Source organism: Bacillus cereus group sp. N14, from assembly GCF_016483555.1.
GTDB lineage: Bacteria > Bacillota > Bacilli > Bacillales > Bacillaceae_G > Bacillus_A > Bacillus_A wiedmannii.
The window spans coordinates 14,796-38,381 of record NZ_JAEHBQ010000017.1 but is presented as its reverse complement, the minus strand read 5'-3'; the positions used below and the strand labels follow the sequence as shown (position 1 = coordinate 38,381).

Sequence of the window (23,586 nt, the reverse complement as noted above, 5' to 3'; positions counted from 1 at the left end):
TTACCAATTTAGTCGCTTTCTTAATGAATTTATATGAGCTGTATGATGACGTCCGTGCCATGCATATAGTCCAATTGCAGCAGCAAGTTTTGTTTCACCAGTTTCAGGGTGATTAAATGTCTTTTCTAGATCTTCAATTTCTAGAGAATATAAAAGGTTAACCCATCTTTTATGTAATGAATCTAACATTACTAGTGAAACATCTACTGGTAATTTAGAATCAGGTAGTTCTGCCCACTTCTCTTCTTTATATGGTTTAATAGTAGGATTCTTTTCTGTTAGTGCTAATTTAAAGCGTATGTAGCTATTCATATGGCTATCAACAACGTGATGAACTACTTGACGAACCGTCCATCCACCAACTCGATACGGTGTGTCTAACTGCTTCTGATCTAAATCTTTAATTGCTTTTGCTAGTTCATTAGGTAAATCTTCAATTTCTTGAATCCATGTATCAATCATTTCTTCAGTTATAGGACGTTTGTATGTAAATTGCCCAATTGGATAACGTAAATCATTCATGTATAAGTCCCCCTTATTATAAGCGCGAAGTATTTCTCCATATATAATGCACAAACTTCACATGTTCCCCGTTTAATTCTACAGAATTTATATCTGCTTCGTCTTGATAAGAAGAAAACCCGCTTTTTTCTAATACACTTTGTGATGCGAGATTATTAGTAGTTGTTTTAGCATGAATCTCATTAATTTTATTATTTTTCGCTACGTCCAAAACTAATTTTACAGCTGCTGTTGCAACTCCTTTTTTAGTAAACTTTTCTCCGACTCGATAGCCTAACGAACTGCTTCGAAATTCCGTATCTATATCTACTAAATTTATTCGTCCTACAATTTCTTTTTCTTCATTACGAATTAAATAAAAATAAGAATCTCCATCCGCCTGTTCTAATAATAAATCGTCTAGTAGTTTTTGAAAATATTCAAAATCGTAATATTGTGAGCCACGATTTGGCACCATTGTTTCAAAAAAAGACTTATTCGTAAGTTCAAACGTAAATAAATCCTTCGCATCGTGTTTCTTTAATTGTTCTATGTATATTTTCATCTCGATTACTCCCTCTATATCTACTAACTGTTATATATTCTTTTTTAATCGATTCATCTCCTGCTATTTCTTTCGCTTCAGTAAAACAGCAAGTAGCACTTTCGGATGAAATAGGTGAAATGGACTACGAATTAAATTCATCACTCTTACTAATCGAATATAAACGTCAGAGTCACTTGCAGATAGTTGATAGATTTGTTTCGTATACCAAAGCTGAATTTTTTGCTTTATCGTTAATTCTCTTTTTAGCTGCGGATGACGTGATATTTCCGTTATAGTCATTTCCCAAGGAGTTTGTATAATATTAGAGGTCTTTTTATAAAATTGCTGTGTAAATGCTTTATCAAACTTTTGTCTCCTTTGTAAAAGTAACTGCAATTGGTGAGCTTCCATAGCAGCAACTGAAACACCTTGCCCGAAAACAGGGTCAAAACGACAATGTGCATCCCCAACTACTAACAACCCTTCTGGTAAATGATTAACTAAATCAAATCGCCGACGTACTTGATAAGGAATTTTGTACGTTTTGATATTTGAAATTGCCTCAGCTTTATTTAGAAAATCTGTCACATTAGAAATTGATAGGTTTTCAGCAAAATCATAAAACTCATCATCTGTTTGCGGTGCTTTCTCATTTGCATATCCGCTGAAAGTAACAAAATAGCGATTATCCTCAATCGTTTGAATAAGAACACCATACGGATTGTCAGGGAAACTTGGAGACATTAGCATATTACAGCAGTCTAATTTCTCATTTTCATTGAGTTTAAACATTCTAGTTGTGTAAAACAAATCAATGCGCACTTTCTCTTCTTGCACTTCAATATTGTATTCACGTAACCACGCTATACTTTTTGAACCAAATCCGCTTGCATCAACAACAATATCTGCTTGAATTTCTTCTTGTGTGCCCGCCTCTAAACATTTAGCTTTTACTCCACATACTTTGTTAAACTTTCCATCTACTAATAACCCATCAACTAATGTTCCAAATTTAGTGGTAACATTTGAAATATCATCAATTCGTTTTTGAATATGCCATTCAAGCAAAAACCTACTTTGTTGAATCATATGTACTTTTCCTATGAATTGCTGTTTCCATAAACCAAATTGATGCCATTTTATATCACGAGTAAAGTTATTTACGATACTACCTGCTTCGATTAATTCATTAGTGATATTAGGAAACAATTCCTCAATCGCTTTTTCTCCACCTTTTAATAACACATGAGGATGATTACTTTGTGGGACTCTTTTTCTCGAAGATTTTCCATCCCATCTTTCACCAGATTCTATAATGATTACTTCTTTAAAGGTAGTGGATAATGCTTTTGCTGCGAGTTTTCCTGCTATACTCCCGCCAATAACGATAGCCTTATTAAACATATTTTCCCCCTTAATGAAAAAAGACCCTGCCTTATATGAATGAAACAGGATCTAACCGAATAGTTACTACATTAAAACACATGAGTAAATTGCAACGTTAAAATTAAAATGCCTAATCCCCATACATAATACGCAAATACTTTTAAGGAGTGACGTTTTAAATATTGAATCATCCATGAAACGGCTATATAACCGAAAAACGCTGCTGATAACGTTCCGACAATTAAAGATGTACTAGAAATAGATTCTGCTTTCTCTTGAAAAACATCTGCTAATTGCAAAATAATAGCTCCGACAATGGCTGGAGTTGATAATAAAAAAGAAAAGTAAGCAGCAGTTTCGCGGTCTAATTTCCTCCATAATGCAGCGACGATTGTCATACCAGAACGAGAAATTGCCGGAAAAATAGCAGCCGCTTGAAATGAACCGATGATAAATGCGTCTTTATATGTAATGTCGTCCATTTTCTTACGACCATTCTTTTGTTTATCTGCCATGTAGAGAAAGAATCCTGTCACTAAAAACTCCCAACCAATCGTAATACCTGTTTTTGAAATATCCTCAAAAAAGTCTTTAAATAACAATCCGATTACAACTGCGGGTATCGTCCCGACGATAAGTAGTAACATTAGTTTTGAAAATGGATTTTTAATTAAATATATAAATTCTTTTTTGTAATAAATAAACACTGCAAGCAAAGTTCCAATGTGCAGCATCGTATCTAAAAACAATCCTGCTTCATCTAATTGAAACAAATGCCTTCCTAAATAAAGATGACCCGTACTACTTATCGGTAAAAACTCTGTTAAACCTTGTATGATCCCTAATATAAAAGCTTCTAACCAATTCATGATGGTCCCCTTTCTCGTTTGCTTGTACCAATATATGAAGGTTAAATTTTCGATATGAAAAAAACTATATTTCTCTATGAATTTACTTTTATTTTATAGATATATATGTAAAAAGAGGTAAGGAGGGTTACTATGTGGCAACATACGAAATTCGGCAATGTACTACTGTGGGCAGGACCTATCCTTGTGTTTATAGGGTTATGTATGACAAATGTTATTTCTGATATTCCTTTCTTTGAGGGAAAACATAAAACTGTTGGAATTGTACTTATATGTATAGGTGTATGCTGTTTTATTGTTGCTAATCATTTAAAAAAAGGAGAAAAATATGAGGACTAAATTTAAATAAAAAAACAATCCCAGTATATGCGCTAGGATTGTTTTTTTATTACTTATTTATAGAATACTTTATCAACGTTATATTTTGCTTTATATTCATTAATAATGTAAGTTTCGTAAATTTCTCTTTCTGTTGGATCTTCTACGATACATGCATCGATGCGGTATACTTCATCACGGTGATTTTTAATTGGTGAAACATTGTCTTCAAAATGCTTCTTAATACGTTGTCTAATTTTACGAGCTTTACCTACGAAAAGAAGTTCGTCATTAATATTGTAAAACATAAAAATGCCGCCTTTATCTCTAGGGAACAAGTGGAAATCGATAAATCCATTAATTGGAGTAATTATTGGCTCGTCTCCTTTAATAACTTGTTTACGTTCAGTAATTGAAACATCAGCTTCAGGAATATTAATTTTAATCAAGTTCATTCACGTCCTCTTTTATTATAAAGATAAATAATAGCATACATACGTAAGAAAAGCTACGTTCAGAGGCATATTTCATTTTATAATTCAAATATTATAGGAGTATCATGTAAACTCTTCTTCCAAATCATATGAACACTTGATTCTCCCCAATAATCCTTCAGTACATAACTAGGCTCTCCAAACTTCTTCGTCCATATACTTTGCGCTTTTTTGTAGCCACTATCTAAACAGTATTCTGTTATTCCCCTGCTAAGTAGCGTAAGAAACATTGTGTTTAGTAGTAAACTCCCTATACCCTTTCTTTGATACTCCGGAAGTATAAATACAGTTCCTATTTCATACAAATCCTTAAGTACACCGCCTGTACAACTATTAATCAACGTACTTGCTGAACCAATTTCAATTGTTCCAATGATTTTATCGTTATTTGTATCAATTGCTAATAAAAAGTAACGTTTTTCTCCATTACTATCAAAATCTGTTTTCAAATATTGCTTTTTCATGTTAATTTCATTTTCTATGTCATCCGATAATTGTGATAATCCTTCGTCTTTATATGCATTCGTTATAACTATATGGAAAAACAAGTGAAGTTCCTCTAAATCATCCGAATTAGGTCTTCTAATTTCAATGTTATACATGATTTAAATCTCCATTCTATGCAGTTGTTAGAACCATACTTTATATACTCTATTCAACAATATTCTACAAAGCCCTGCATAGATCCAGCAGTATAGAAAGCTTAGTATAAATATTGATAAAATAATTTTTATATCCATAGTTGTATGAATAGTAGGACCAAGTACTGGAAAACGGAAAATATCTAGAACAATCATAATTCCTATAAGTAGACAAATCGCAGAAAAGGAAATTACCCAAATTCTCCTCTTGAATTGTATAAAGGAAAGTCCTAAGGCTATACCTAATAAGCCTGTAGTAAAGGGAAATACAATTAGTTCACTTGGCTCAATAATAAATAATAGGAGAATAGTAAGAATATAAGAAAGTACTCCCTCACGAATAGAGTAGCAAATAGCCAAAAAAATTGGTAATGTCGCAAAAGGACTAATGAATAATCCTATACCAGGAATTAAGTTTCCCGCCGCTTGAAACATAGTGGACAAAGCACTCATTAAAGCTGTAATGACTAACTTATTTGCTAGGGACAATTTTCTTTTATGAACAAAGTTCGCATCATTCTCTATCATAAGTTGACACCAATAACGTACAAACCGATTCATCAAAATCCCCCTAAAGATACCTAATTCATCACTTTTCTATTTTATTCATACACTTATTGTTTATTTGTATCCTCCTCTAGAAATCAATCACTATACATTAGACAATTGTAAAAAGAATGAATCAGAGAATTTATATCATATTAAGGAACAATTTCAAAAATAGTACCTTTGTTAAAGTCAGTTACTTTCATAGAACCATAAACTCCTAAATATAACCTGGTTTGATCCGAATTTGTTCCTAAACTCATATAATAAGCTGCTTGCGTACCGAAATCATAATTGGTTTCAATAACATGAAAGTCAGTATGTTTACCGTCTGTACCTGCTCTAACATATGCTAAAACACCTTTAACTGGCGGCCGTGAATCTTCTTTCTTAGCAAGGTCGGTAAACACAACGCTACCATTTAAATTTGGGATTGCAGTTCCCATATATGGCTGAACTCCTGTTACTGAAGTTCCTCCAAATTTATCTGGTCTGGGGTCTTTATGAAAATAACTAATTAGTGGCTGAATTCGCTTCACTGATGTTTCTATTGTTTCATTATAATAAGCCATTGTTCTCTCATCCAAATTAGGATTCTCAGAACAGTGCCTTATAAAAGAAGTAGGTAATTCTCCTTCCCATCCTCTCCAACCAAAATTAATAAATCCATCTTGATTGGGAGTTAATCTCATTACATGCATTTGAACAAGTTCAGTAACCGGTATCGGTTTATATTGGACAAATGAAAAAATAGACTCTACAATATCCTGTCCGACATTACCGGCGTATTTGATATATTGATTATAAAATCTTTGGAATGAAATGCCGGTTATATTACGAACACCTTTCACAATTACTGTAAGTGTTTCTTGTATAGATAGAGGAAGTTCATTAAAGCGCGTAACTACTGGAGGATTATTTATAAATATATTTTTGCTTACATCGATTTCAATGATTTTACCTGCTATTTCTAAATCATCTTGGCTTAAATTAAATGGATCATAACCCGAGCCACCATCACCATTTGTAAAAACAAGTTTCCCCGTCTCTGGAGAAAAGTTTAATGTATTTACTCCATTATGATTAAAAAATGGGCGTTTTATATGAAGTAATGTTCTACGTTTTTGAGGTTGAGCGTTTGATTGTAAAATCCATTCTTCAATTGTATCAATATGATCATATTGAGTATCTCTATTTAGCCACTTTAAGTTTAAAGTTTTCGGGTCACAAGGATTCGGTTTAAATTGTTCAGAAAGCGAACCTGGTCCTTGAGTTCCAGCCATTGAATAATGAAGGTAAAATAAGCCGTTATGATTAAATTGTGGATGGAACGCTAGTCCTAGCAATCCGCGTTCATCATAACCGCTATTAGAAACACCTTCTTCAAATGTACCTAATTTAATAATTCGGTGACGAATATTTAAAAATGTCTTTATAGCTCCGTCTCCTATGTAAAAAACCTCTCCTAATTGAGTTGCGATAAATAGTCTTTCGATCGATTCACCTGGAAGTATAGCTGTTTTCAATACAGTCGGTAAATTTACTTTATGAACGATGGGCCGTAAACGAACCTTAACTTTTGTCAATTAACTTTACACTCCTTGTTATTCTTTTTAATAGAAGAATATGATGAGAGTAGTTAAATTAGTATCAAAACTATAGACGTAAAAGTGTGATATCCCTGTTCATACAAGTCTGGTTTCTACTTAACATCAATTAACTTACATTCCTTTTTATTACATTTTTTGATATGATATAAGTATAAAATATAAATTAGGGGGACATTCTATGGCAATCTTACTACAAATCATCGTACCACTTATATGTGCAATATACTTATTTACCCTCTATCATAATGGAACATATGGATCAGCTGCATTTCTCTTAGCAGTCGTTATTGGGATTTTCGGTTTAGAGAATATCTTTCAATATGCTAGTTTAACAGATCATACTGTTTATCCATATTGGGGGAGTTTGAAGGCTGTTGTTATCGTTTTATCAGTCGTATTTCTATTTAAAACAGGTGGTTTAACAGGAAAATATTGATTTGTAATGCTGTATATATATTCTTGTTAAATTTCTTTTATTGTATAAAAGAAAAAATGTTTATGTGAAAACAAGAAGGGATGTGTTACATATGTCTATAAATATTGCTACGAAAAATAAAAGCCTTGCTACACTCCATATGTAGCAAGGCTTTTTTTAAATTGTTTAATTCTTGTTCCACTAATATCGTTATTAGCTAACATTTTAATTATTTTAATAGTCTTTTGTTTAATTCCCATAATGCTGTTTTGTTGCTATCCCATTTCAAAAGCGTTACTGCTTCCTCAAAGCATAACCACTTATAATTGAAGTGTTCTTTAGATAATGAGATGTTTTTTGTAGGGACTTTAACTCCGAAAGAAAATTCTTTTATTACATAAACATCTTCTCCCCAAAGGAATCCTCCAACTACATCCTCTACTGGTAGTGAAGACACAGAATCTAATTTTATATATGGGCATTCTCTTGTAATACCAGCTTCTTCAAACGCTTCCCGTTTTGCTGATTCAATAGGAATCTCACCGTCTTCTCCACCACCAGCTATTCCTTGCCAATAACCATAATCACTTCGGTTGAAAATGGCATATTGAATAGAATCGTCAGTTTTTATATAAGGAAATATTAATACTTGATATGGTGCTCTCATTGCTTAACCTCCTCTCAAAAATAAGCTTTAAATAAATATAAATAAAGAGCAAACATTACAATTCTACATTAATAATGCAGGTTTATGGTGTCAGCCCTCTATTTTTAAAGAATTTTATTTTTCATATACAGACTTACTCTTAACGGAGGGAAAAACCGCTTATTTCCTGTCGAATTCGCTTAGCGTGTTTTTTTCTAAATGTTAGCAGTACCCCATATTATTCAATTGCGCCAGCAACATCATAATCATTTAAATCTAATTCAATTGATTGTCCCAGCGCTAATTTAGCAAGTTCTGATCCTAAATATGGACCTGCAGTTAAACCTGAAGCACCTAATCCGTTCGCAACGAGAATGCCTTCAAAGTTAGGAAGCGGGCCAATAACAGGTAAGAATCCTGGAGTGAATGGTCTAAATCCAACTCTCGTTTCAAGCATAGTACCATCTTCTAAACCAGGTGCAACTGTTAATGCTTTATGGAATACTTCATGTAAACCACCTGCCGTTACACGATGATCGAAGCCCGTTTCGTTTTCATGGGTAGCACCAATTACGACATGACCATTGTCAAACGTTAAAATGTATTGATCGTTTGGCGGCATAACAACTGGCATATTTTCTGTTGCTGTATTTTCCGTTTGCAGGTGAACAATTTGTCCTTTTTGGAATGTAACTAAGAAATTGATACCTAATGGATTCAATATTTCATTCGCCCATGCGCCTACGGTTACAATTACCTTTTCTGCTACAATTGTTTCGTCATGTACTTTAACTCCAGTAATATGATTACCTTTACGGACTAATACTGCATCTCCTTTTATAAAAGTTGCACCATGTTTTTTTGCAGCATTTATTAATGCGTTACGTAATGATCTTCCATTTACTCGTGCAGCGCCACTAATATGAACAGAACTATATTCTTCTGATAATGCTGGGAATAATTTTTTCGTTTCTTCAGCTGATAAGCGAGTGATTTCACCAATCTCTGGTGCATCTTCACGTCGTTTATAAGCGCGCTCTTCCATTTTATCTAACTTTTTCTCGTCAGTATGTAAACTAATTGCACCTACACGTTTGTATCCTGTATCCGTTTCACCGTCTTCTTCTAATTGCTGAATTAAAGAAAAATAGTAACGTGCACCGCCTTTAGCGATTTTATACCACGCTTTATTACGACGCTGCGAAAGCCATGGACATACAATACCGGCTGCTGCATCAGTTGCTTGACCTAATTGTTCGCGATCAACGATAGTAACGTTCGCACCAGCCTTAGCAAGATGATAGGCAGTAGACGCTCCTAAAATGCCAGCTCCAACTACAATATACGATTTCATTTCAAACACCTTTTTTCTTTTGCTAATTATTTAAATATAAGAACATACTTTAGTATACTGAAAGGAATCCTTTTTTCAATATGCCAAACGCAATTAATTGTTGCATCATTGTGAATTGCCTAGTCTTACTTTTTCTTTTTACGAAATAATTCAATTGTTTTATAGCCTTGTGAAAGAATTTCAATCATTTTTTCAAGACGTTTTTCACGTGTTTTTTCTTGTTTTACAGAAAACAGATTACGTGCCCAATCTTTTTGGTATCCAGGTGTTAAACTTTGATAAAACTTAAGTTCATTTGGATGATTAGCTAATAAAACTTCAACATCTTGAATTCGATCTGCATAATCAGCTACACATTGACTCATGGCAGGCGTTTTCGTCGCTTTTTTCTTCTCACGCTTTAAACCTACAACAGTAAAAACGTCATCCATACTTACCATTCGCGCAAATTTAATATCGCTTTTTCCCACATATCCATCTTCTCCAACGTTTAATGCAGGAAACATTTCATCACGGTGAATAAACGTACTGTAACGAGAATTCCCTTTTTTCGGATATGCGAAGAATATGTAGCCTTTTTCAATTAGTAATTCTTCATTACTAATAATATAATTCGTTTGTTTCACCATTTCATCAAGTGTTTCTACAAAAACAAAAATGGCATCGTGTTCTTTTGAAAATGCAGTTTCTTTCTCTGTAAAAATGTCATAATCACTAGGTTCATTCATTACGACCATATTTGTATACTTATTAAGTTTCAATTTATCAATAATTGACATAAAAATCTTCCTTTACATTCAAAATTCATTGTACATACTGTTCTAGTTTATTATATCTATTAATAAAATTAAACTTTAATAGTTATTTTAAATTAAAGTTAATAAAATAGCCGATTCTGCGTAAGAACCGGCTAGCTATTCGTTTCATCTCAACTCAATAGCAAATAAAGTATTTAATAGCTCTCTATATTGATCTTCAGTAATTACCCGTTTCGTTTTTTCTCCATGAATTATTTCGGTTAAACTCGTATTCGTTAAAGAGACATGGCCATAGTCCGTTAATTTCACTGCAATTGGTCCCTTATTAAAAATAGATTTCTCATCTTCTATTACTCTTTTTTGAACATCGTTCACTACTGTCTCATCAATGATACGATTATAAAAGGCATGACAAACTTTCCACTCTCCGTTCGTATCTTTTCTTTCTAGAACGTAATTTCCTTTACTTGTGTCTCGTTTTCTCACTCGATACGAACCATTTTTAGAGGAAACAGGCTCTTCAGTAAAAGGTACAGGGATTAAAGGTACTAAGGAAGCAATACCTACATCAATTAAGTATCGTTCGTTAGCATACTTTAAAATAATCGTTATATGTCCATCCTCAAGTGCCCATGCATTGATTTCATTTTTATATACGGTTCCAAGTGCAAGTTGTACATTATAACCACAATCTTTTAAAAAGTAGTAAAAAAGAGTATTTAATTCATAACAAAGTCCGCCGCGGGATGTAGTTAAAATTTTATTCTGTAAATTTTCCATAGTAATTGTATTCGCGTTATGTGTTATAACATCTAAATTCTCAAATGGTATAGTGTGTGCAAATGCAAAGAGAATTGTATTTAATTCTTGAAACTTCACTTCAGTACGGTTTGCGAGATTCAATCTTGCAAACATCTTTTCTTGTAGACTTGTCATAATCAGCACCCCTTAACATGTATAAGTTAAAATAGTATATGCTGATTGTAAATTTGATGGGGTACTGTAACAATGTACATTTCGTTTAACTGTACCGGTACAAAAAGTCTAATTCACAACATTACTTAAGAAAAGAAGCTACAAATACAAATGTAATAGTTTATCTATAGGTAAATTATTATGATCACTTAAATCAACAAAATATTGAAGTTGCCACATTTGGCTCTTTTTAGCTTGATTACTAGCAGGGCTATCCCAAATCGGATAAATTCTCATAGCCATCTTTCCTTTTTGACTTTGCGTTTTCAATATTTTTTCTTTAAGTAGAATTTCTTTAGGGAAAATAAATTGTCCTAGTTTATTATCCTCTATACAAGTGATAACTAATAAGTCAGGAGCAGCGTCATAAGAGAACGCTTGATTTTTTAAATTGGCATCTTTTTCCCAAAAAGAAACAAATTGCCCAATTTTATTAGGTGTAATTTTTGATATTCTAAAACGAATGCTTTTATGATTTAAGTGGAATAAACATCCTGCATATTCGGCGTTTTGCTTTTCTTCTTTTAGATTCGTGATTATTAATTTGTTAGGTTTGTAAATTATATTGTTTAATTTTCGGATTACATCATTAAATTTGTTCAAGAAAACTCCCCCTTTAGTCATCTCTTAGTTTATCACAAACATCAGTTCTTATATGTTGTAAATAATAAACGACATGAAAAAGAGGAAGATTTTACTGAGGTATTGTTATTATTCTAATGTACTTAGTTTTTCAATTGCTTGTTGTTCAGTTGCTAAGTAAAAAATGTCTTTTCCTTTATTACATTCATAAATAAAATCCTTTAAGCTTTTACTCGTATACATAGAGAAATCTCCAATGATAGCAATCTTTACTCTGTAATTTATAAACTTTTGAAGGATATCACCAGCAAGGCGTGTTTTTAGATCAAAGAAATCTTCACTTATTAAAGATTTATGGATAATAATATGTTTCGCATCTACCTCATATTGAACTGTTGCCATAGTATCTAATGCAGACTGAACATCCGATATTAATACCTTATCGTTTCTAATGACCGCAATATTGATTCCATCGATTACTACTTTCTTTATTTCCATAGTCCCACCCCTTTATAATTTACACAGTATGAGTAAAATTATTTTAAAAAACTTCGTATTAACCATAGATTAAATTAGCCGCAACTATTAAAATCGCCACTATTTTTTATTGTAAATATCTATTTTTTATTACTAATACGGTCAATGAAATTAATGATAGTTTCTCTTTTTATATTTTTGAATATATATATGAAATTGCTTTTACTTGTTATAAAAATATTGTGGATTAACATAACTTAACAAACTATCCAAAGTGTTAATCTCGGCATATGGTTGTATTTGGGTAGTATTCTTGATTTTCTGAGGGTTAAACCACACACCATTTATATTTGCATTTTGAGGACCAGCAATATCCTTTTCTAAGTCATCTCCAATAAATAATACATCTTCTGGTTGCACATTAAGCTTATTTAATGCTAGTTCGAATATACGTTTATCAGGTTTACTAAGTCCCACTTCTTCAGAAATAATAATCGTATCAAAGTAATTGTTTAAATTCGTGTTAATTATTTTAGCTTTTTGTCTATGCGTTGAGCCGTTTGTTATAATTCCAATTTTAAAGTGACTCTTTATATGATTTAAGAAATGAATAGTATTTTGGTCTATTGAAAAACATGTAGGGAAATTTTCATTCCAAAAATCTTGGATATAATTGTGTGGTAATCTATATATTGGCGCGAATTCATCAAATAATGATTCTAAAACTATCGTTTTATTACTAATGCCGTATTCCCTTTTATCGTATTCTTTGAATTTCTGTAACATATTGTTTTTGACTGTATCACTAACATCCTCATAACACTTTTCTAAAACTAATAAAAACAAGTTATCTACTGCCTTATCCCTATCAAGTAACGTATCATCTAAATCAAACAGCATAGCTTTATAACTCCTCAAATAATTTCACAACCTTTCTCACATGATTTAAATAATCCCTTGTTCGCACCTTAGGCCTTTACTAAATTAGCAAAAAAACTACAAAGTTTGTGGCGTACGCTCTAGAATTTCGCTGGCTTCTTTTATATTTAAATTCATCTCCCTTTCCCCTTCTAGTAAAGTATCAAAAGTATATTTTCAAACAGTTAAAAAACTACATACAATTTACATTATTATACATTAGTTTTTTGTAAATATTAATCGTTCAGCTTTTTATATGATAAGTTTTTTCAAGCACACAAATATTTCTCCATAAAAAAGGAATATGGGTAATAATACTTTTTTATGGAGAATACAGGATCTTGAAAATGGAGTTAATACGTTAAACGTCCTATGAAGTTTCCTACTGTATCTCCACATAAACTACAGATAGTACGGCTATAATGACTACCAGAGGTGATATTATGAAAAACTATCATATCCTCGTGGTTGAGGACGATCAAGAAATTCAGGAATTAATTAAACAATTTTTAATGACACAACAGTATACAGTGGTAGTTGCTTCAGATGGACTAGAGGGTATGACACAATTTAATAAGCAATCCTTTGATTTAGTTCTTCTAGATGTAATGATGCCCAATCTTAATGGATTTGAAGTTGCTAAAATGATTCGAAGTCAGTCAAACATACCAATTATTATGCTAACTGCGTTAGAAGAAGAGGAAGATCAAATGAAAGGGTTCGATCTTGGGATTGATGATTATATAACAAAACCCTTTTCGTTTCATGTTTTAATTAGACGAGTCGAAGCTGTACTTAGAAGAAGTTATGATAAAAATGTAAATAATCATTTGGTATTTAAAGAAGTGCGCATTGATGTTGATGCATATCGAGTATATGTAGATGATGTTGAAATTTTGTTAACGACCAAAGAGTTCGAAATTCTACAACTACTATTTCAAAATGAGAGAAAAGTACTTACAAGAGAAAATATCGTAGAAAAAGTTTGGGGATACGATTATTTTGGAGAAACACGAATAATTGATACACATATTAAAAACCTACGTAAAAAACTAGCTATTCCCTACATTAAAACAATAAAGGGTATTGGTTATAAAGTGGATGAATAAAATTTTAAAAATCATGAAGATGAAGCAAATTACTTATAAACTCTTTATGACTACATCTCTCATCTTGTTATCCTTTGCAGTATTGATTTATTTAACTTTATATTTCTTTCTCCCTACGTTTTATGAGCAATACAAAACAGATCAACTTCAAACAGGGATAAAAGAAATAATTGATAAGTCAAAAGATCTTACGTTTCAAGATGCGATACCACTTTTTGATGAATACGCAAAAAAAAATAACGCGATGCTTTCGCTTCAAAATAAAGAAGGAATAATTATTTACTCGCCTTCATTTTCTTTTATTCAACGTGGTACACAAACAACAGTAGTTACTAAAGCAGCACGATTTGAGAATGCAGGTACCATTAGCAATTCATATAATGTTACGGAACCAATTCAATTCCAAGATGGTAGTTTAACGCTTGTAGTGTTCGCAACATTTCAACCGATTGATGAAGCTTCGCAAGTATTAGTGCGCTTTCTCCCCTATATTAGTATCATTGTGATCGTAATTGGTATAGGGAGTGCTTATTTCTATTCCAGGTTTATTACAAAGCCACTTATTTATATTAATGAGGGTGCACAAAAGATGGCAAATTTAGATTTCTCCGAAAAAATTGAGGTTCGTTCTACAGATGAGTTAGGAGAATTATCTAATAGTTTGAATGACATGTCTATTAACTTACAACAAGCTATGTTTGATTTAAAAAAAGCAAATGAACAATTAAAAAATGATATTGAAAAAGAAAGAGAAATAGAAACAAAACGCAGAGAGTTTTTTGCGATTGTAGCACATGAATTAAAGTCCCCTCTTACTGTAATGAAAGGATACTTAGAAGGGATGATATACAATATTGGCCCTTATCAAAATCGTGATCAATATTTAAAGAAAAATCATCAAATTATTGAAAGTATGGAACAACTAGTTCGTGAAATTTTAAGTATGTCAAAGTTAGAACAACACACTTTTAAACTAAAAATAGAAGAAGTTAATCTTTCAAAGTTAATTGGTACAATCACAAAAGATCTTGAATTTTTCGCTTCTCAAAAAAGCATCCAAATAATAAAAGAAATTGACTCTGACCTTTCTGTTTATACAGATCGTGTTCTTTTTGAAAAAGCATGTAAAAATATTATCCATAATGCAGTTATGTATTCACCACATAATGAAAAAGTCTATATAAAGTTAAGTAAGGATTCTAAACAAGGTCAAATTAAAATGCAAATTATAAATACAGGTATCAATATTAAAGATGAAGATATACAACAAATTTTCAAACCATTTTATCGAATTGAAAAATCTAGGAATCGAAATACCGGAGGAAGTGGTTTAGGTCTATATATTGTTAAACAAATTCTTGAAACACTAGATATAAAGTATTCTATACAAAATAGGGAACATAGTGTGCAATTTTGCATGAACATTCCTTTATCTGAACCAAAAACAAACAAACTCCCCTTTTAGTAGGACGAGTTTGTTTGTTTTTGTAGTAAGTATAAACTTATTAACAGGCTTTTCATTTAATGATATATGCTACTTCTTAAATTGCGATTGTCATAAGTAGTGACAAACTGTATCCAACTTAAATATTCACCTTCTACTATAACAGCAAAAAAACGAAATTCCGCTTAGCAACAAATTAGATTCTCTTATTTGAGATGCATTTCATCTATGCAACTGAAAAGGAAGATGAAAAATGCATATTTGCCTCCATTTTTCAGATTAATTTGGAACTCTTTTATGATAAGCTATATGTAAAGATTAAACATAAAACATAAAGGATGATTCGTATGCAAATAAGACCAAAGGTAAGTGAATATAATTCCTATTATGCAACGTATACCAAATTGGTATCAGACGGAAATATCATACATATTCTAGAACAACAAATGAAGGAAACGAATCTTTTATTAAAGAGAATTTCTGATAGTGAGGGACTTTTCCGGTATGCTCCTACTAAATGGAGTATAAAAGAAGTAATCGGTCATATAGCAGATACAGAACGTATTATGGCGTATCGATTGCTATCTATCGCTCGAGGCGAAACAGCAGAACTTCCAGGCTATAATGATGATATGTATGTTCTTAGAGCTGCTTTTGATAAGCAATCTATGCAAGATCTTCTTGAGAATTTAATAGTTGTTCGCCAATCTACCGTGTATTTACTTAGAAGCTTAGATAAAGAAGCTTGGTCACAAAGAGGAAATGCGAATAATTCTGAAGTTACAGTTCGTGCATTAGCATACATCATTGCTGGTCATGAGCTTCATCATCTTCAAATTATAAAAGAACGCTATCTTGGTTCTAATGCATATCCAGCAAGTTAATACTTGAAGAAACATAGTCTTATTTATGTAGGGCTCTTTTTCAGTATTTATAAAATTCACCACATAATATTAAGTTATCCTCTTTTATTCTGTACATAATTTTCTTCAGGCTGATATACTATAAACACAATAGTTCTGGAAAGGTGATGATATTATGTATGAACAACAAAATAATAGAGATAGAGATCAAAAAATGATGTTTTTTATGCAGGGAGTTCCCTCAAATAAAATTAACATGAATCAATTACCTAAATGGATTAGAATTTTTGGCTATTGTGCGTTTGGTTGGATAATAGTATTTAGTTTAATTATGATTGTAGGTTTAATTCTGCAATAACTATACAGATACACAGTTAAACGGGACAGCATTTAGATTATATATCTAGGTACTGTCCCGTTTAACTGTGTGATTATCCCATGATATAGGTAACCAATTATAATAAAAAGAACTTATAGAATATCCTACAAGTTCTTTTTCAAATATTATTAAAACGGGAACAACAAACTATTTTAACATTCAATACAGGGAGACCATTTTGATTATGGCTTGATTTTATTATAAATCAAATATAAGCTTTTGAAAGGGATTGATTTTGAAAATTATGTGAATTTAACAGCTACGATGTTTATATTAGATTTCATTTACGACCAACTTCTTCTTACTTAAATACACTGCACGATCTGATTTTTTAGCAACCTCCTGTGAGTGCGTCACAACGATAATGCATTTATTTTCTTTATGTGCAAGTTCTTGAAACAGTTCTATAATATCCATTGCCGTTTCTTCGTCGAGGTTTCCTGTCGGCTCATCTGCAATCAGTAAATCCACATTACAAGATAACGCTCGAGCAATTGCTACACGTTGTTGTTGCCCACCACTTAGTTGCAAGACGTTTCGTTTCGCTTCTACTTCTGTGAGTCCTACTTTCTCTAATAATTCTAATGCCCTTACCGTCTTATTTTTCACTTTGACACCTGTAATTTCCATCGCTGTTAGGACATTTTGAAGAGCCGTCATATAAGTAATCAAATTATAAGATTGGAAAATTACAGATACGTTTTGATTACGGTATCGATCTAAACCAATCTTCCGAATATCTTTACCATTATACAGTACATAACCATTTTTAGGGACATCCAGTCCACAACCTAAGCTTAGAGTTGTAGTTTTACCAGATCCAGATGGTCCTAAAATTGTGTAGAAATGCCCTTTTTGAAAAGAAAAGTTGACATTGTCTAGTATTGCTACATTTTTCCCATTACTTTCATAATAATAATCCAAATTTTTAAATTGTAAAATCGTTTCCATATTAAGCCTCCTTATTCATCTTTTAAAAGAATTTGTTTTGGATTTAAACGTAGAATAGATAATGCTGGAAGAAGCGTTGCTATTATAGCAATAGCTAGTCCAATCCCCCCCATTTTCCCTACATCTTCTCCTGTTACACTTACATCAATTTTATCAATTGGATCTTCTTTTTGATTTTGTAGCGTACTACCAGATCCAGACATCATTACAGTACTATTTCGCGTAGTGTCCGTTTCTTCGTTTGCTGTAGCAATTTCACTCGAAAGTAAATGATCCCCGATATATTGAGAGACCTTAGCTCCTGTTGTTATGGATAATCCAAATGCTAAAATAGCGACACATACTACTTCTACTACGAACTGTGCCATCAGTTTCCACTTTTTCTCTCCAATAGATAACAGAATCCCCATTTCCTTACGACGTCCTTTAATTGATAGCATAATGATTAACCCCAATATAATCGCACCTGCAATTGAAACAATATAAATAATCATTTGAGAAGTCGAAGAGATATTTTCGATAGGACCAATCATTTGCTTGTACAATGAATCATGCGCATCTAATTTATAATAATTAAAATCAATATTAGATTTTTTTGCTTCTTTTTTAAATGCATCAATATATTGTGGATTATTCAAGAAATACACGACTTGAACACTACTTATACCTTGGTCTACTTCTAATTTTTTCATAGTTGAATGCGGCATATATAGTTTATTAGCTGGATCCATAATAGGAGGAGCCTGTTGACCCATTGCTTGCTCATTTGTTTCGTAAATACCGATAATTTCAATCTCAAGGGTTTCCTTCTTATCCCCTGATTGCACTTTAACTTTGTCTCCTACTTTCAAATTGTTTAATTCCGCTAATCGTTTTTCCATTAAAGCTACATTCTGATCCTTCATTTGCTCTGTAATTGGTTTTCCATCAATGATTTTACTTTTTCCGTTTTTAAAGCTTTCTTGTAATGCAGTCTTGCGGACCCCCTCAATCATAAAAGAAGCATTCATATCTATTTCTGTACCAGAACTTGAACCGCCTCGCACAGCCGCCATTCCCGCTTTACCTTTTCCTCCTTCTTCTCCTTCTGAAGCTCCTACTAGTTTAAGTCCATCAGAAATTCCAAAAGTGCTGCCTATGTAATTATAGTCATTTACATATTTTGAATCCGCTAATTGATCTGCTTCTTTTGTGTTAAGCTTCGGCAGATTAGGCATCTCTCCAGTTTCACGAGCTTGTTGACCTAATTTGTCGAAATCAAGACCTAAAGTAACATCTGCGCCCAGTTTTTTTCTTGCAGCATCCGCTGCTTTTTTTGATGCATTTTGGATTGTGAATCCTGAAAGAACCAAATTTGTAACAATCAGAAATACTGCCATCAAAATTAATGATGTTCCTATCCTTTTTTTCATACTGAGAATTGCGCGTTTCATAAAATTCATTTTCTCTTACCTCCTTGATAACTTGTATTCTATATATGTTATCTAGAGTCTATATGGAGCTAATCGGTAGTTTATCTAGAGATATAAGGAGTTTATATGTAGTTATTCATTGGCCTGGTCAAGAAAACCGAAAAACCAATCCAAAAGCGTAATTTGTTTTGAATATTGTTAAGAAGTTTGTTCATTTAAGGGAATTATAGGAAAAGAGAGAAGTTAAGCTTAATTTAATGTATATAATATAAAAAATATTTATTGTATAATTTATACACAATAAATATAGAGAACCTATTTAAATATCTAAATAGGGATTGTTAATGGTTAATGTTCTCTTATATGGGTAGTACCGCATGCCTATCAACCTAATATTTTGCACTATCCATAAAACAAAAAAAGACGTTATCCTTTCTGTAGAATTATAGGAAAGGATAACGTCTTTTTAATACTTCTATACTCAAAATTCCTTTGAATTGTTTTTGGATGGTAAAACATGTTTCTCTACTCTTTCATATAGAGTAAGCAATTGATTGATAAAAGAAAATTTCGGTACTAACCAATAAGAAAACAATGCTGAAACACATCCTATTAAAGCCCCTATTGCAACATCAAAAGGATAATGAACCCCTACCCAAATACGGGAAATCGCTACACAAAATGCAAGTATAAGCCATAACCATCCAGTTTTTGTACGAATAAGCCAAAACGAAAAACAAATTGAAAAAAAGAGAATCGTATGGTCACTAGGAAATGAATTATCTACAGTATGGTCGACAAGTTTATTCACATCAGGCAATACTGCAAACGGTTGATAATTCAAATGAAATTCCCCTGCTATTTTTCCAATCACCTCAGCAATTACAAAAGCAACCATCGCTTGAATAATCAGCATCCTACTTTTTCTGGACCCAGTAAACCAATAAGCTATAATAATTAAACCCAAAATATATACCATATATTCTGCCAAAAATACCATGGCTGAGTTTAGGAAAGAATATTGTTTACCTAAATCATTAATTGCTCGAAAAATATCAATATTGAATTGAGAAAAAGACATTTTCAAATCCCTCCTTTTTAGTAAGGTGTTTTACTATTTGCCATATACCTTCATTACATGAATAATTTGAGTTATTGTACTCAACTAAAATATCAACCTCTTATGACATCGCTTTCTTCTTTTTCACTATAATAAAAAAAGAAAAAGGAAAACATCGAACTTTCTTACAAACATTCGGGCATTCTTACAGTTTTGTCATTTTTCATGTTTACTGAAGAATCTAAAGCGGCGTTTAATCCTGATACTTATTATACTGGTAAGAGCCCTTATACAGCGGTGTATGGTGGTTCACAGGAACATGCACAGATAGCGGTGTTCAAAAAGGATATAAACAAATCACTAATTTAGGGTATGTTGAGCTATTGCTTGCTCATTCGTTTCGTAAATACCGATAATTTCAACTTCAAGGGTTTTCTTCGTATCCCCTGATTGCACTTTAACTTTGTCTCCTACTTTCAAATTGTTTAATTCCGCTAATCTTTTTTCCATTAAAATGTCATTAAAATAAAAAAGATCATCACTTGGTTTAGTTAGAAAACTAAGTGTACATAAGTACAACGACATGAAAACACTTTGTTCCTAAATCCACTACTTGTATTATTGGTTGCGTGAAACTCCTTCTTGAGAAAGGTTTTAATTTCTGAATATTCTGTTGACTGTAATGACATATTCAATTTACAATTTAATTGTGGTGTTCTTTCACAATTAAACTACTTAGAATACACTTCATTTATTTGAAAACAATTACAAATAGAGGTGCTAAAATGAAAAATAGAGTAAATCCAGAATTATTACAAGGGCTAGAGATGTTTCCGGATCTCGATTTACGCCCGGAAAACTTGCAATCAATCAGAGAAGGAATAGCCCAAATGAGACCACCTACCGTTGTTGATGACTCCCTTTCGTTAACAGATAAAGTCATTGTTGGACCAGATGCTAATCCGTTACCATTAAGAATTTACCGTCCAAAATCAAATCATGAATCTTTACCTGTCTTATTATGGATACATGGTGGTGGTTATATCTTAGGTTCTATAGATGATAACGATGATACTTGTATGAGGTTTGCAAAAGAAGCTGGCTGTGTGGTCGTATCTGTAGACTATCGCTTAGCTCCTGAACATCCTTATCCAGCACCAATCGAGGATTGTTATGCAGCTTTAAAATGGATTGCTGATAATGCAGAGTCATTAAACATTGATTCGAATCGAATTGGGGTTGCAGGAGTAAGCGCTGGAGGTGGGCTAACAGCAGCATTATCATTATTAGCCCGAGATCGAAAATATCCTTCGATTTGTTTACAAATGCCACTCTATCCAATGATTGATGAGCGAAATAATACACCTTCGGCCAATGAAATTAAAGAGGGGTTTGTTTGGAATCAAAAGGCAAATGAAGCTGGCTGGAAAATGTATTTAGGAGAAATGTATGGAACGGATCAAATCCCTGCCTATGCAGCGCCTTCTCGAGCTGAAGATTATAGCGACTTGCCATATACCTACACATTTGTTGGTCAATTAGATCCATTCCGCAGTGAAACATTAACCTATGTAAGCAAACTAGCGCAAGCTGGTGTTGATGTCGAATTTCATTTATATCCAAATGCCTATCACTGGTTTGAAGGATTAAATCCAAATGCCGATGTATCTATTTACGCTGTGAACGAAATGGTACAAGCAGTAAAGACTGGTTTCAAAAGAGTATCTAAGGTTAAAGCTTAATATCTTTACAAGAGAAACACTCATAAATAGCATACATTTGTGAGTGTTATTATCTATTAGCAATAGCCGATTCTTATTTAGAATCGGCTATTGCTATGTAAAATCCACCTAATATATCAAGGCTGAGAAACAGATATAAGATGTTTAGACGAAGTGTTTATTTCCTCTGCTACTGCTTTTATGTTCATCATGATTTGAAGCATTTCTTCTATTGTTGTCCTTGGATTGATAGAGCAAAGTCGAATTACTACTTTTTCTTTCAATCTAGTCGTACTTAGCATAGCAAATCCTTTTTGATTAATTTCTTCCACCAGTTTTTTGTTTATTTCATGAATTGTATCTGTAGATGTTAGCTTACAAGGAATGTAACGAAAAGTAACAATTCCTAATTGGGCAGGTGTTACTACCTCCCAATCTTTTTCTTTCCTTAAAAACTCTTCAACTTGTTCAGCCAACATAATGCCATGATCTATTGCCTCACGAAAAGCTGTGACTCCAAATGCTTTAAAAGCAAGCCATACCTTTAATGCTCTAAATCTACGAGAAAGTTCAATTCCACGCTCCCCAAAATTCACTGTTTCTTCTATATTAGTTTCCGTATCCTTAATATACTCCGGGATCATACGGAACGTTTTACTTAAATATTGGCTATTTTGAATGAGTACACAACCAACATCATAAGGCTGAAAAAGCCATTTATGCGGGTCTAACGTCAAAGAATCAGCACGATGAATTCCGCTTAACAACTCCCTTCCTTTTTCACTAAGAATTGCTGCAGCCCCATAAGCACCATCCACGTGTAGCCATACATCTTCATCACCACATAGATCAGCCAATTCATCGAGGGAGTCCACCGCTCCGCAATTCGTTGTCCCTGCATTAGCGATAACACAGAATGGGGTTTTTCCTTTTAATCGATCTTCTTTTATTTGCTTTTTTAAAGTACTAACTGAAATTCTTAAATCTTCATCTGTTTCAATTCGGCAAATTTGATAATGTTTAAACCCTAATACTTTAAGTGCTCGATCTACAGAAAAATGAGTTTGGTTAGAGAAATACACAACCGCGTTTTCTATGTCATTGTTCAGCTTGACCTGTCTCGCTACAGTAAGTGCAGTCAAATTAGCCATAGAACCGCCACTGACAAATAGTCCTTCAGCTGAATCAGGGAATCCTAGCATTGATTTTAACCAGTTGATTGTCGTTAATTCAATTTGTTCAGCACCTGCACCTACTATCCAAGCTGTAGGAAATACATTAAACCCACTTGCTAAAAAATCTGCTACTACACCAACATAATTATTAGGACCTGGCACAAAAGCCATAAAATGAGGATGATCCACATGAGTAATTTGATTAAACACATTGTTATTAAGAAAATGAAGTAACTCATTTGGATTAGATCCTTTTTCCGGAATCGTTTCAATGAGCTTGTCTCTAAAAATATTACTATCAATTGTTTCCGAAACTGGTTTACTTTTTAAATGATTCATATGATCAACAATCAAGTCAACCGCTTGATATCCTAACTGACGCATCTCTTCGGCTGATAACTGCAAGTTTTTTGTCATATAGTTTACTCCTATTCT

General features: G+C 32.7%; 26 protein-coding genes and 1 pseudogene. 7 read left to right on the top strand and 20 right to left on the bottom strand.

All coding sequences use genetic code 11. From position 1 onward, the window contains the following. The 4 genes from JDS82_RS21120 to JDS82_RS21105 form a co-directional block, all read right to left on the bottom strand. Positions 1-522 carry a YfiT family bacillithiol transferase gene (locus JDS82_RS21120; protein WP_000999065.1) on the bottom strand — a complete coding sequence of 174 codons (522 nt, stop codon included), beginning with the start codon at positions 520-522 and terminating at the stop codon, positions 1-3. A gap of 16 nt (positions 523-538) precedes the next feature. After that, positions 539-1,066 carry a GNAT family N-acetyltransferase gene (locus JDS82_RS21115; RefSeq protein WP_064057173.1) on the bottom strand — a complete coding sequence of 176 codons (528 nt, stop codon included), beginning with the start codon at positions 1,064-1,066 and terminating at the stop codon, positions 539-541. Between the two features lie 63 nt (positions 1,067-1,129). After that, positions 1,130-2,452, bottom strand: coding sequence for an FAD-dependent oxidoreductase (locus JDS82_RS21110; protein WP_061672254.1), 1,323 nt, complete (start codon positions 2,450-2,452; stop codon positions 1,130-1,132). 71 nt (positions 2,453-2,523) lie between these two features. Continuing rightward, positions 2,524-3,303: an undecaprenyl-diphosphate phosphatase gene (locus JDS82_RS21105; protein ID WP_046954050.1), complete on the bottom strand. Its 780-nt coding sequence runs from the start codon at positions 3,301-3,303 to the stop codon at positions 2,524-2,526. Between the two features lie 132 nt (positions 3,304-3,435). On the opposite strand from JDS82_RS21105, the gene JDS82_RS21100 reads away from it, so the two are divergent. After that, positions 3,436-3,642: a hypothetical protein gene (locus tag JDS82_RS21100; protein WP_064459919.1), complete on the top strand. Its 207-nt coding sequence runs from the start codon at positions 3,436-3,438 to the stop codon at positions 3,640-3,642. A 53-nt stretch (positions 3,643-3,695) separates the two neighbouring features. Here JDS82_RS21100 and JDS82_RS21095 read toward each other — a convergent pair whose 3' ends face one another. From JDS82_RS21095 to JDS82_RS21080, 4 genes are all read right to left on the bottom strand, one after another. Beyond that, entirely contained in the window at positions 3,696-4,076 is a 381-nt protein-coding gene (locus tag JDS82_RS21095) for a nucleotide excision repair endonuclease (protein WP_001048941.1), read from the bottom strand. A gap of 77 nt (positions 4,077-4,153) precedes the next feature. After that, positions 4,154-4,717 (bottom strand): GNAT family N-acetyltransferase, encoded by a 564-nt coding sequence (locus JDS82_RS21090; protein WP_199713879.1) that lies wholly within the window; start codon positions 4,715-4,717, stop codon positions 4,154-4,156. 27 nt (positions 4,718-4,744) lie between these two features. Continuing rightward, positions 4,745-5,317: a hypothetical protein gene (locus JDS82_RS21085; protein ID WP_064459920.1), complete on the bottom strand. Its 573-nt coding sequence runs from the start codon at positions 5,315-5,317 to the stop codon at positions 4,745-4,747. Positions 5,318-5,457: 140 nt separating this feature from the next. Then, entirely contained in the window at positions 5,458-6,888 is a 1,431-nt protein-coding gene (locus tag JDS82_RS21080) for a PQQ-dependent sugar dehydrogenase (RefSeq protein ID WP_199713878.1), read from the bottom strand. Positions 6,889-7,090: 202 nt separating this feature from the next. On the opposite strand from JDS82_RS21080, the gene JDS82_RS21075 reads away from it, so the two are divergent. Next, positions 7,091-7,348 (top strand): hypothetical protein, encoded by a 258-nt coding sequence (locus tag JDS82_RS21075; RefSeq protein ID WP_199713877.1) that lies wholly within the window; start codon positions 7,091-7,093, stop codon positions 7,346-7,348. Between the two features lie 208 nt (positions 7,349-7,556). On the opposite strand, the gene JDS82_RS21070 is transcribed toward JDS82_RS21075, so the two are convergent. The 7 genes from JDS82_RS21070 to JDS82_RS21040 all read right to left on the bottom strand — a co-directional run bounded on the left by JDS82_RS21070 (position 7,557) and on the right by JDS82_RS21040 (position 13,019). Then, positions 7,557-7,994, bottom strand: coding sequence for an NUDIX hydrolase (locus JDS82_RS21070; protein WP_001202599.1), 438 nt, complete (start codon positions 7,992-7,994; stop codon positions 7,557-7,559). A 217-nt stretch (positions 7,995-8,211) separates the two neighbouring features. Further along, the gene (locus JDS82_RS21065; RefSeq protein ID WP_199713876.1) at positions 8,212-9,327 is read right to left on the bottom strand and encodes an NAD(P)/FAD-dependent oxidoreductase; all 1,116 of its coding nucleotides are present in this window, start codon (positions 9,325-9,327) and stop codon (positions 8,212-8,214) included. Positions 9,328-9,452: 125 nt separating this feature from the next. After that, entirely contained in the window at positions 9,453-10,106 is a 654-nt protein-coding gene (locus JDS82_RS21060) for a YdeI/OmpD-associated family protein (RefSeq protein ID WP_199713875.1), read from the bottom strand. Positions 10,107-10,250: 144 nt separating this feature from the next. Continuing rightward, positions 10,251-11,021 (bottom strand): arylamine N-acetyltransferase family protein, encoded by a 771-nt coding sequence (locus JDS82_RS21055; protein WP_199713874.1) that lies wholly within the window; start codon positions 11,019-11,021, stop codon positions 10,251-10,253. Between the two features lie 138 nt (positions 11,022-11,159). After that, positions 11,160-11,663, bottom strand: a complete 504-nt coding sequence (locus JDS82_RS21050) for a MepB family protein (protein WP_199713873.1) — start codon at positions 11,661-11,663, stop codon at positions 11,160-11,162. Positions 11,664-11,771: 108 nt separating this feature from the next. Next, the gene (locus JDS82_RS21045) at positions 11,772-12,140 is read right to left on the bottom strand and encodes a DUF4180 domain-containing protein (RefSeq protein ID WP_046959590.1); all 369 of its coding nucleotides are present in this window, start codon (positions 12,138-12,140) and stop codon (positions 11,772-11,774) included. 201 nt (positions 12,141-12,341) lie between these two features. Continuing rightward, the gene (locus JDS82_RS21040; RefSeq protein WP_000895700.1) at positions 12,342-13,019 is read right to left on the bottom strand and encodes an HAD family hydrolase; all 678 of its coding nucleotides are present in this window, start codon (positions 13,017-13,019) and stop codon (positions 12,342-12,344) included. A 461-nt stretch (positions 13,020-13,480) separates the two neighbouring features. Here JDS82_RS21040 and JDS82_RS21035 point away from each other — a divergent pair, with 461 nt between their 5' ends. The 4 genes from JDS82_RS21035 to JDS82_RS21020 all read left to right on the top strand — a co-directional run bounded on the left by JDS82_RS21035 (position 13,481) and on the right by JDS82_RS21020 (position 16,811). Beyond that, positions 13,481-14,146 carry a response regulator transcription factor gene (locus tag JDS82_RS21035; RefSeq protein ID WP_000800742.1) on the top strand — a complete coding sequence of 222 codons (666 nt, stop codon included), beginning with the start codon at positions 13,481-13,483 and terminating at the stop codon, positions 14,144-14,146. Further along, the gene (locus tag JDS82_RS21030) at positions 14,139-15,611 is read left to right on the top strand and encodes a sensor histidine kinase (RefSeq protein WP_098058284.1); all 1,473 of its coding nucleotides are present in this window, start codon (positions 14,139-14,141) and stop codon (positions 15,609-15,611) included. The genes JDS82_RS21035 and JDS82_RS21030 overlap by 8 nt, the downstream gene beginning before the upstream one ends. Before the next feature lie 326 nt (positions 15,612-15,937). Then, positions 15,938-16,474: a DinB family protein gene (locus JDS82_RS21025; protein ID WP_088122288.1), complete on the top strand. Its 537-nt coding sequence runs from the start codon at positions 15,938-15,940 to the stop codon at positions 16,472-16,474. Between the two features lie 154 nt (positions 16,475-16,628). Continuing rightward, a complete protein-coding gene (locus JDS82_RS21020; RefSeq protein ID WP_048560893.1) occupies positions 16,629-16,811 on the top strand; it encodes a hypothetical protein in 183 nt (60 codons plus the stop codon). Between the two features lie 294 nt (positions 16,812-17,105). Here the strand turns inward: JDS82_RS21020 and JDS82_RS21015 are convergent, their stop codons facing one another. The 4 genes and pseudogenes from JDS82_RS21015 to JDS82_RS21000 all read right to left on the bottom strand — a co-directional run. Then, on the bottom strand, positions 17,106-17,783 hold the full coding sequence (locus JDS82_RS21015; protein WP_087980600.1) for an ABC transporter ATP-binding protein: 678 nt from the start codon (positions 17,781-17,783) through the stop codon (positions 17,106-17,108). 11 nt (positions 17,784-17,794) lie between these two features. Beyond that, a complete protein-coding gene (locus JDS82_RS21010; protein ID WP_199713872.1) occupies positions 17,795-19,225 on the bottom strand; it encodes an ABC transporter permease in 1,431 nt (476 codons plus the stop codon). Between the two features lie 451 nt (positions 19,226-19,676). Next, entirely contained in the window at positions 19,677-20,276 is a 600-nt protein-coding gene (locus tag JDS82_RS21005; protein ID WP_088058692.1) for an undecaprenyl-diphosphatase, read from the bottom strand. Positions 20,277-20,630: 354 nt separating this feature from the next. Continuing rightward, positions 20,631-20,777 (bottom strand): annotated as a pseudogene (locus JDS82_RS21000) (ABC transporter permease); the annotation flags it as partial. A gap of 263 nt (positions 20,778-21,040) precedes the next feature. On the opposite strand from JDS82_RS21000, the gene JDS82_RS20995 reads away from it, so the two are divergent. Next, complete coding sequence (locus tag JDS82_RS20995; protein WP_048560888.1) at positions 21,041-21,997, top strand: alpha/beta hydrolase; 957 nt, start codon at positions 21,041-21,043, stop codon at positions 21,995-21,997. Positions 21,998-22,113: 116 nt separating this feature from the next. On the opposite strand, the gene JDS82_RS20990 is transcribed toward JDS82_RS20995, so the two are convergent. After that, positions 22,114-23,568 (bottom strand): pyridoxal phosphate-dependent decarboxylase family protein, encoded by a 1,455-nt coding sequence (locus tag JDS82_RS20990; RefSeq protein ID WP_199713871.1) that lies wholly within the window; start codon positions 23,566-23,568, stop codon positions 22,114-22,116. Between the last annotated feature and the right edge of the window lie 18 nt (positions 23,569-23,586).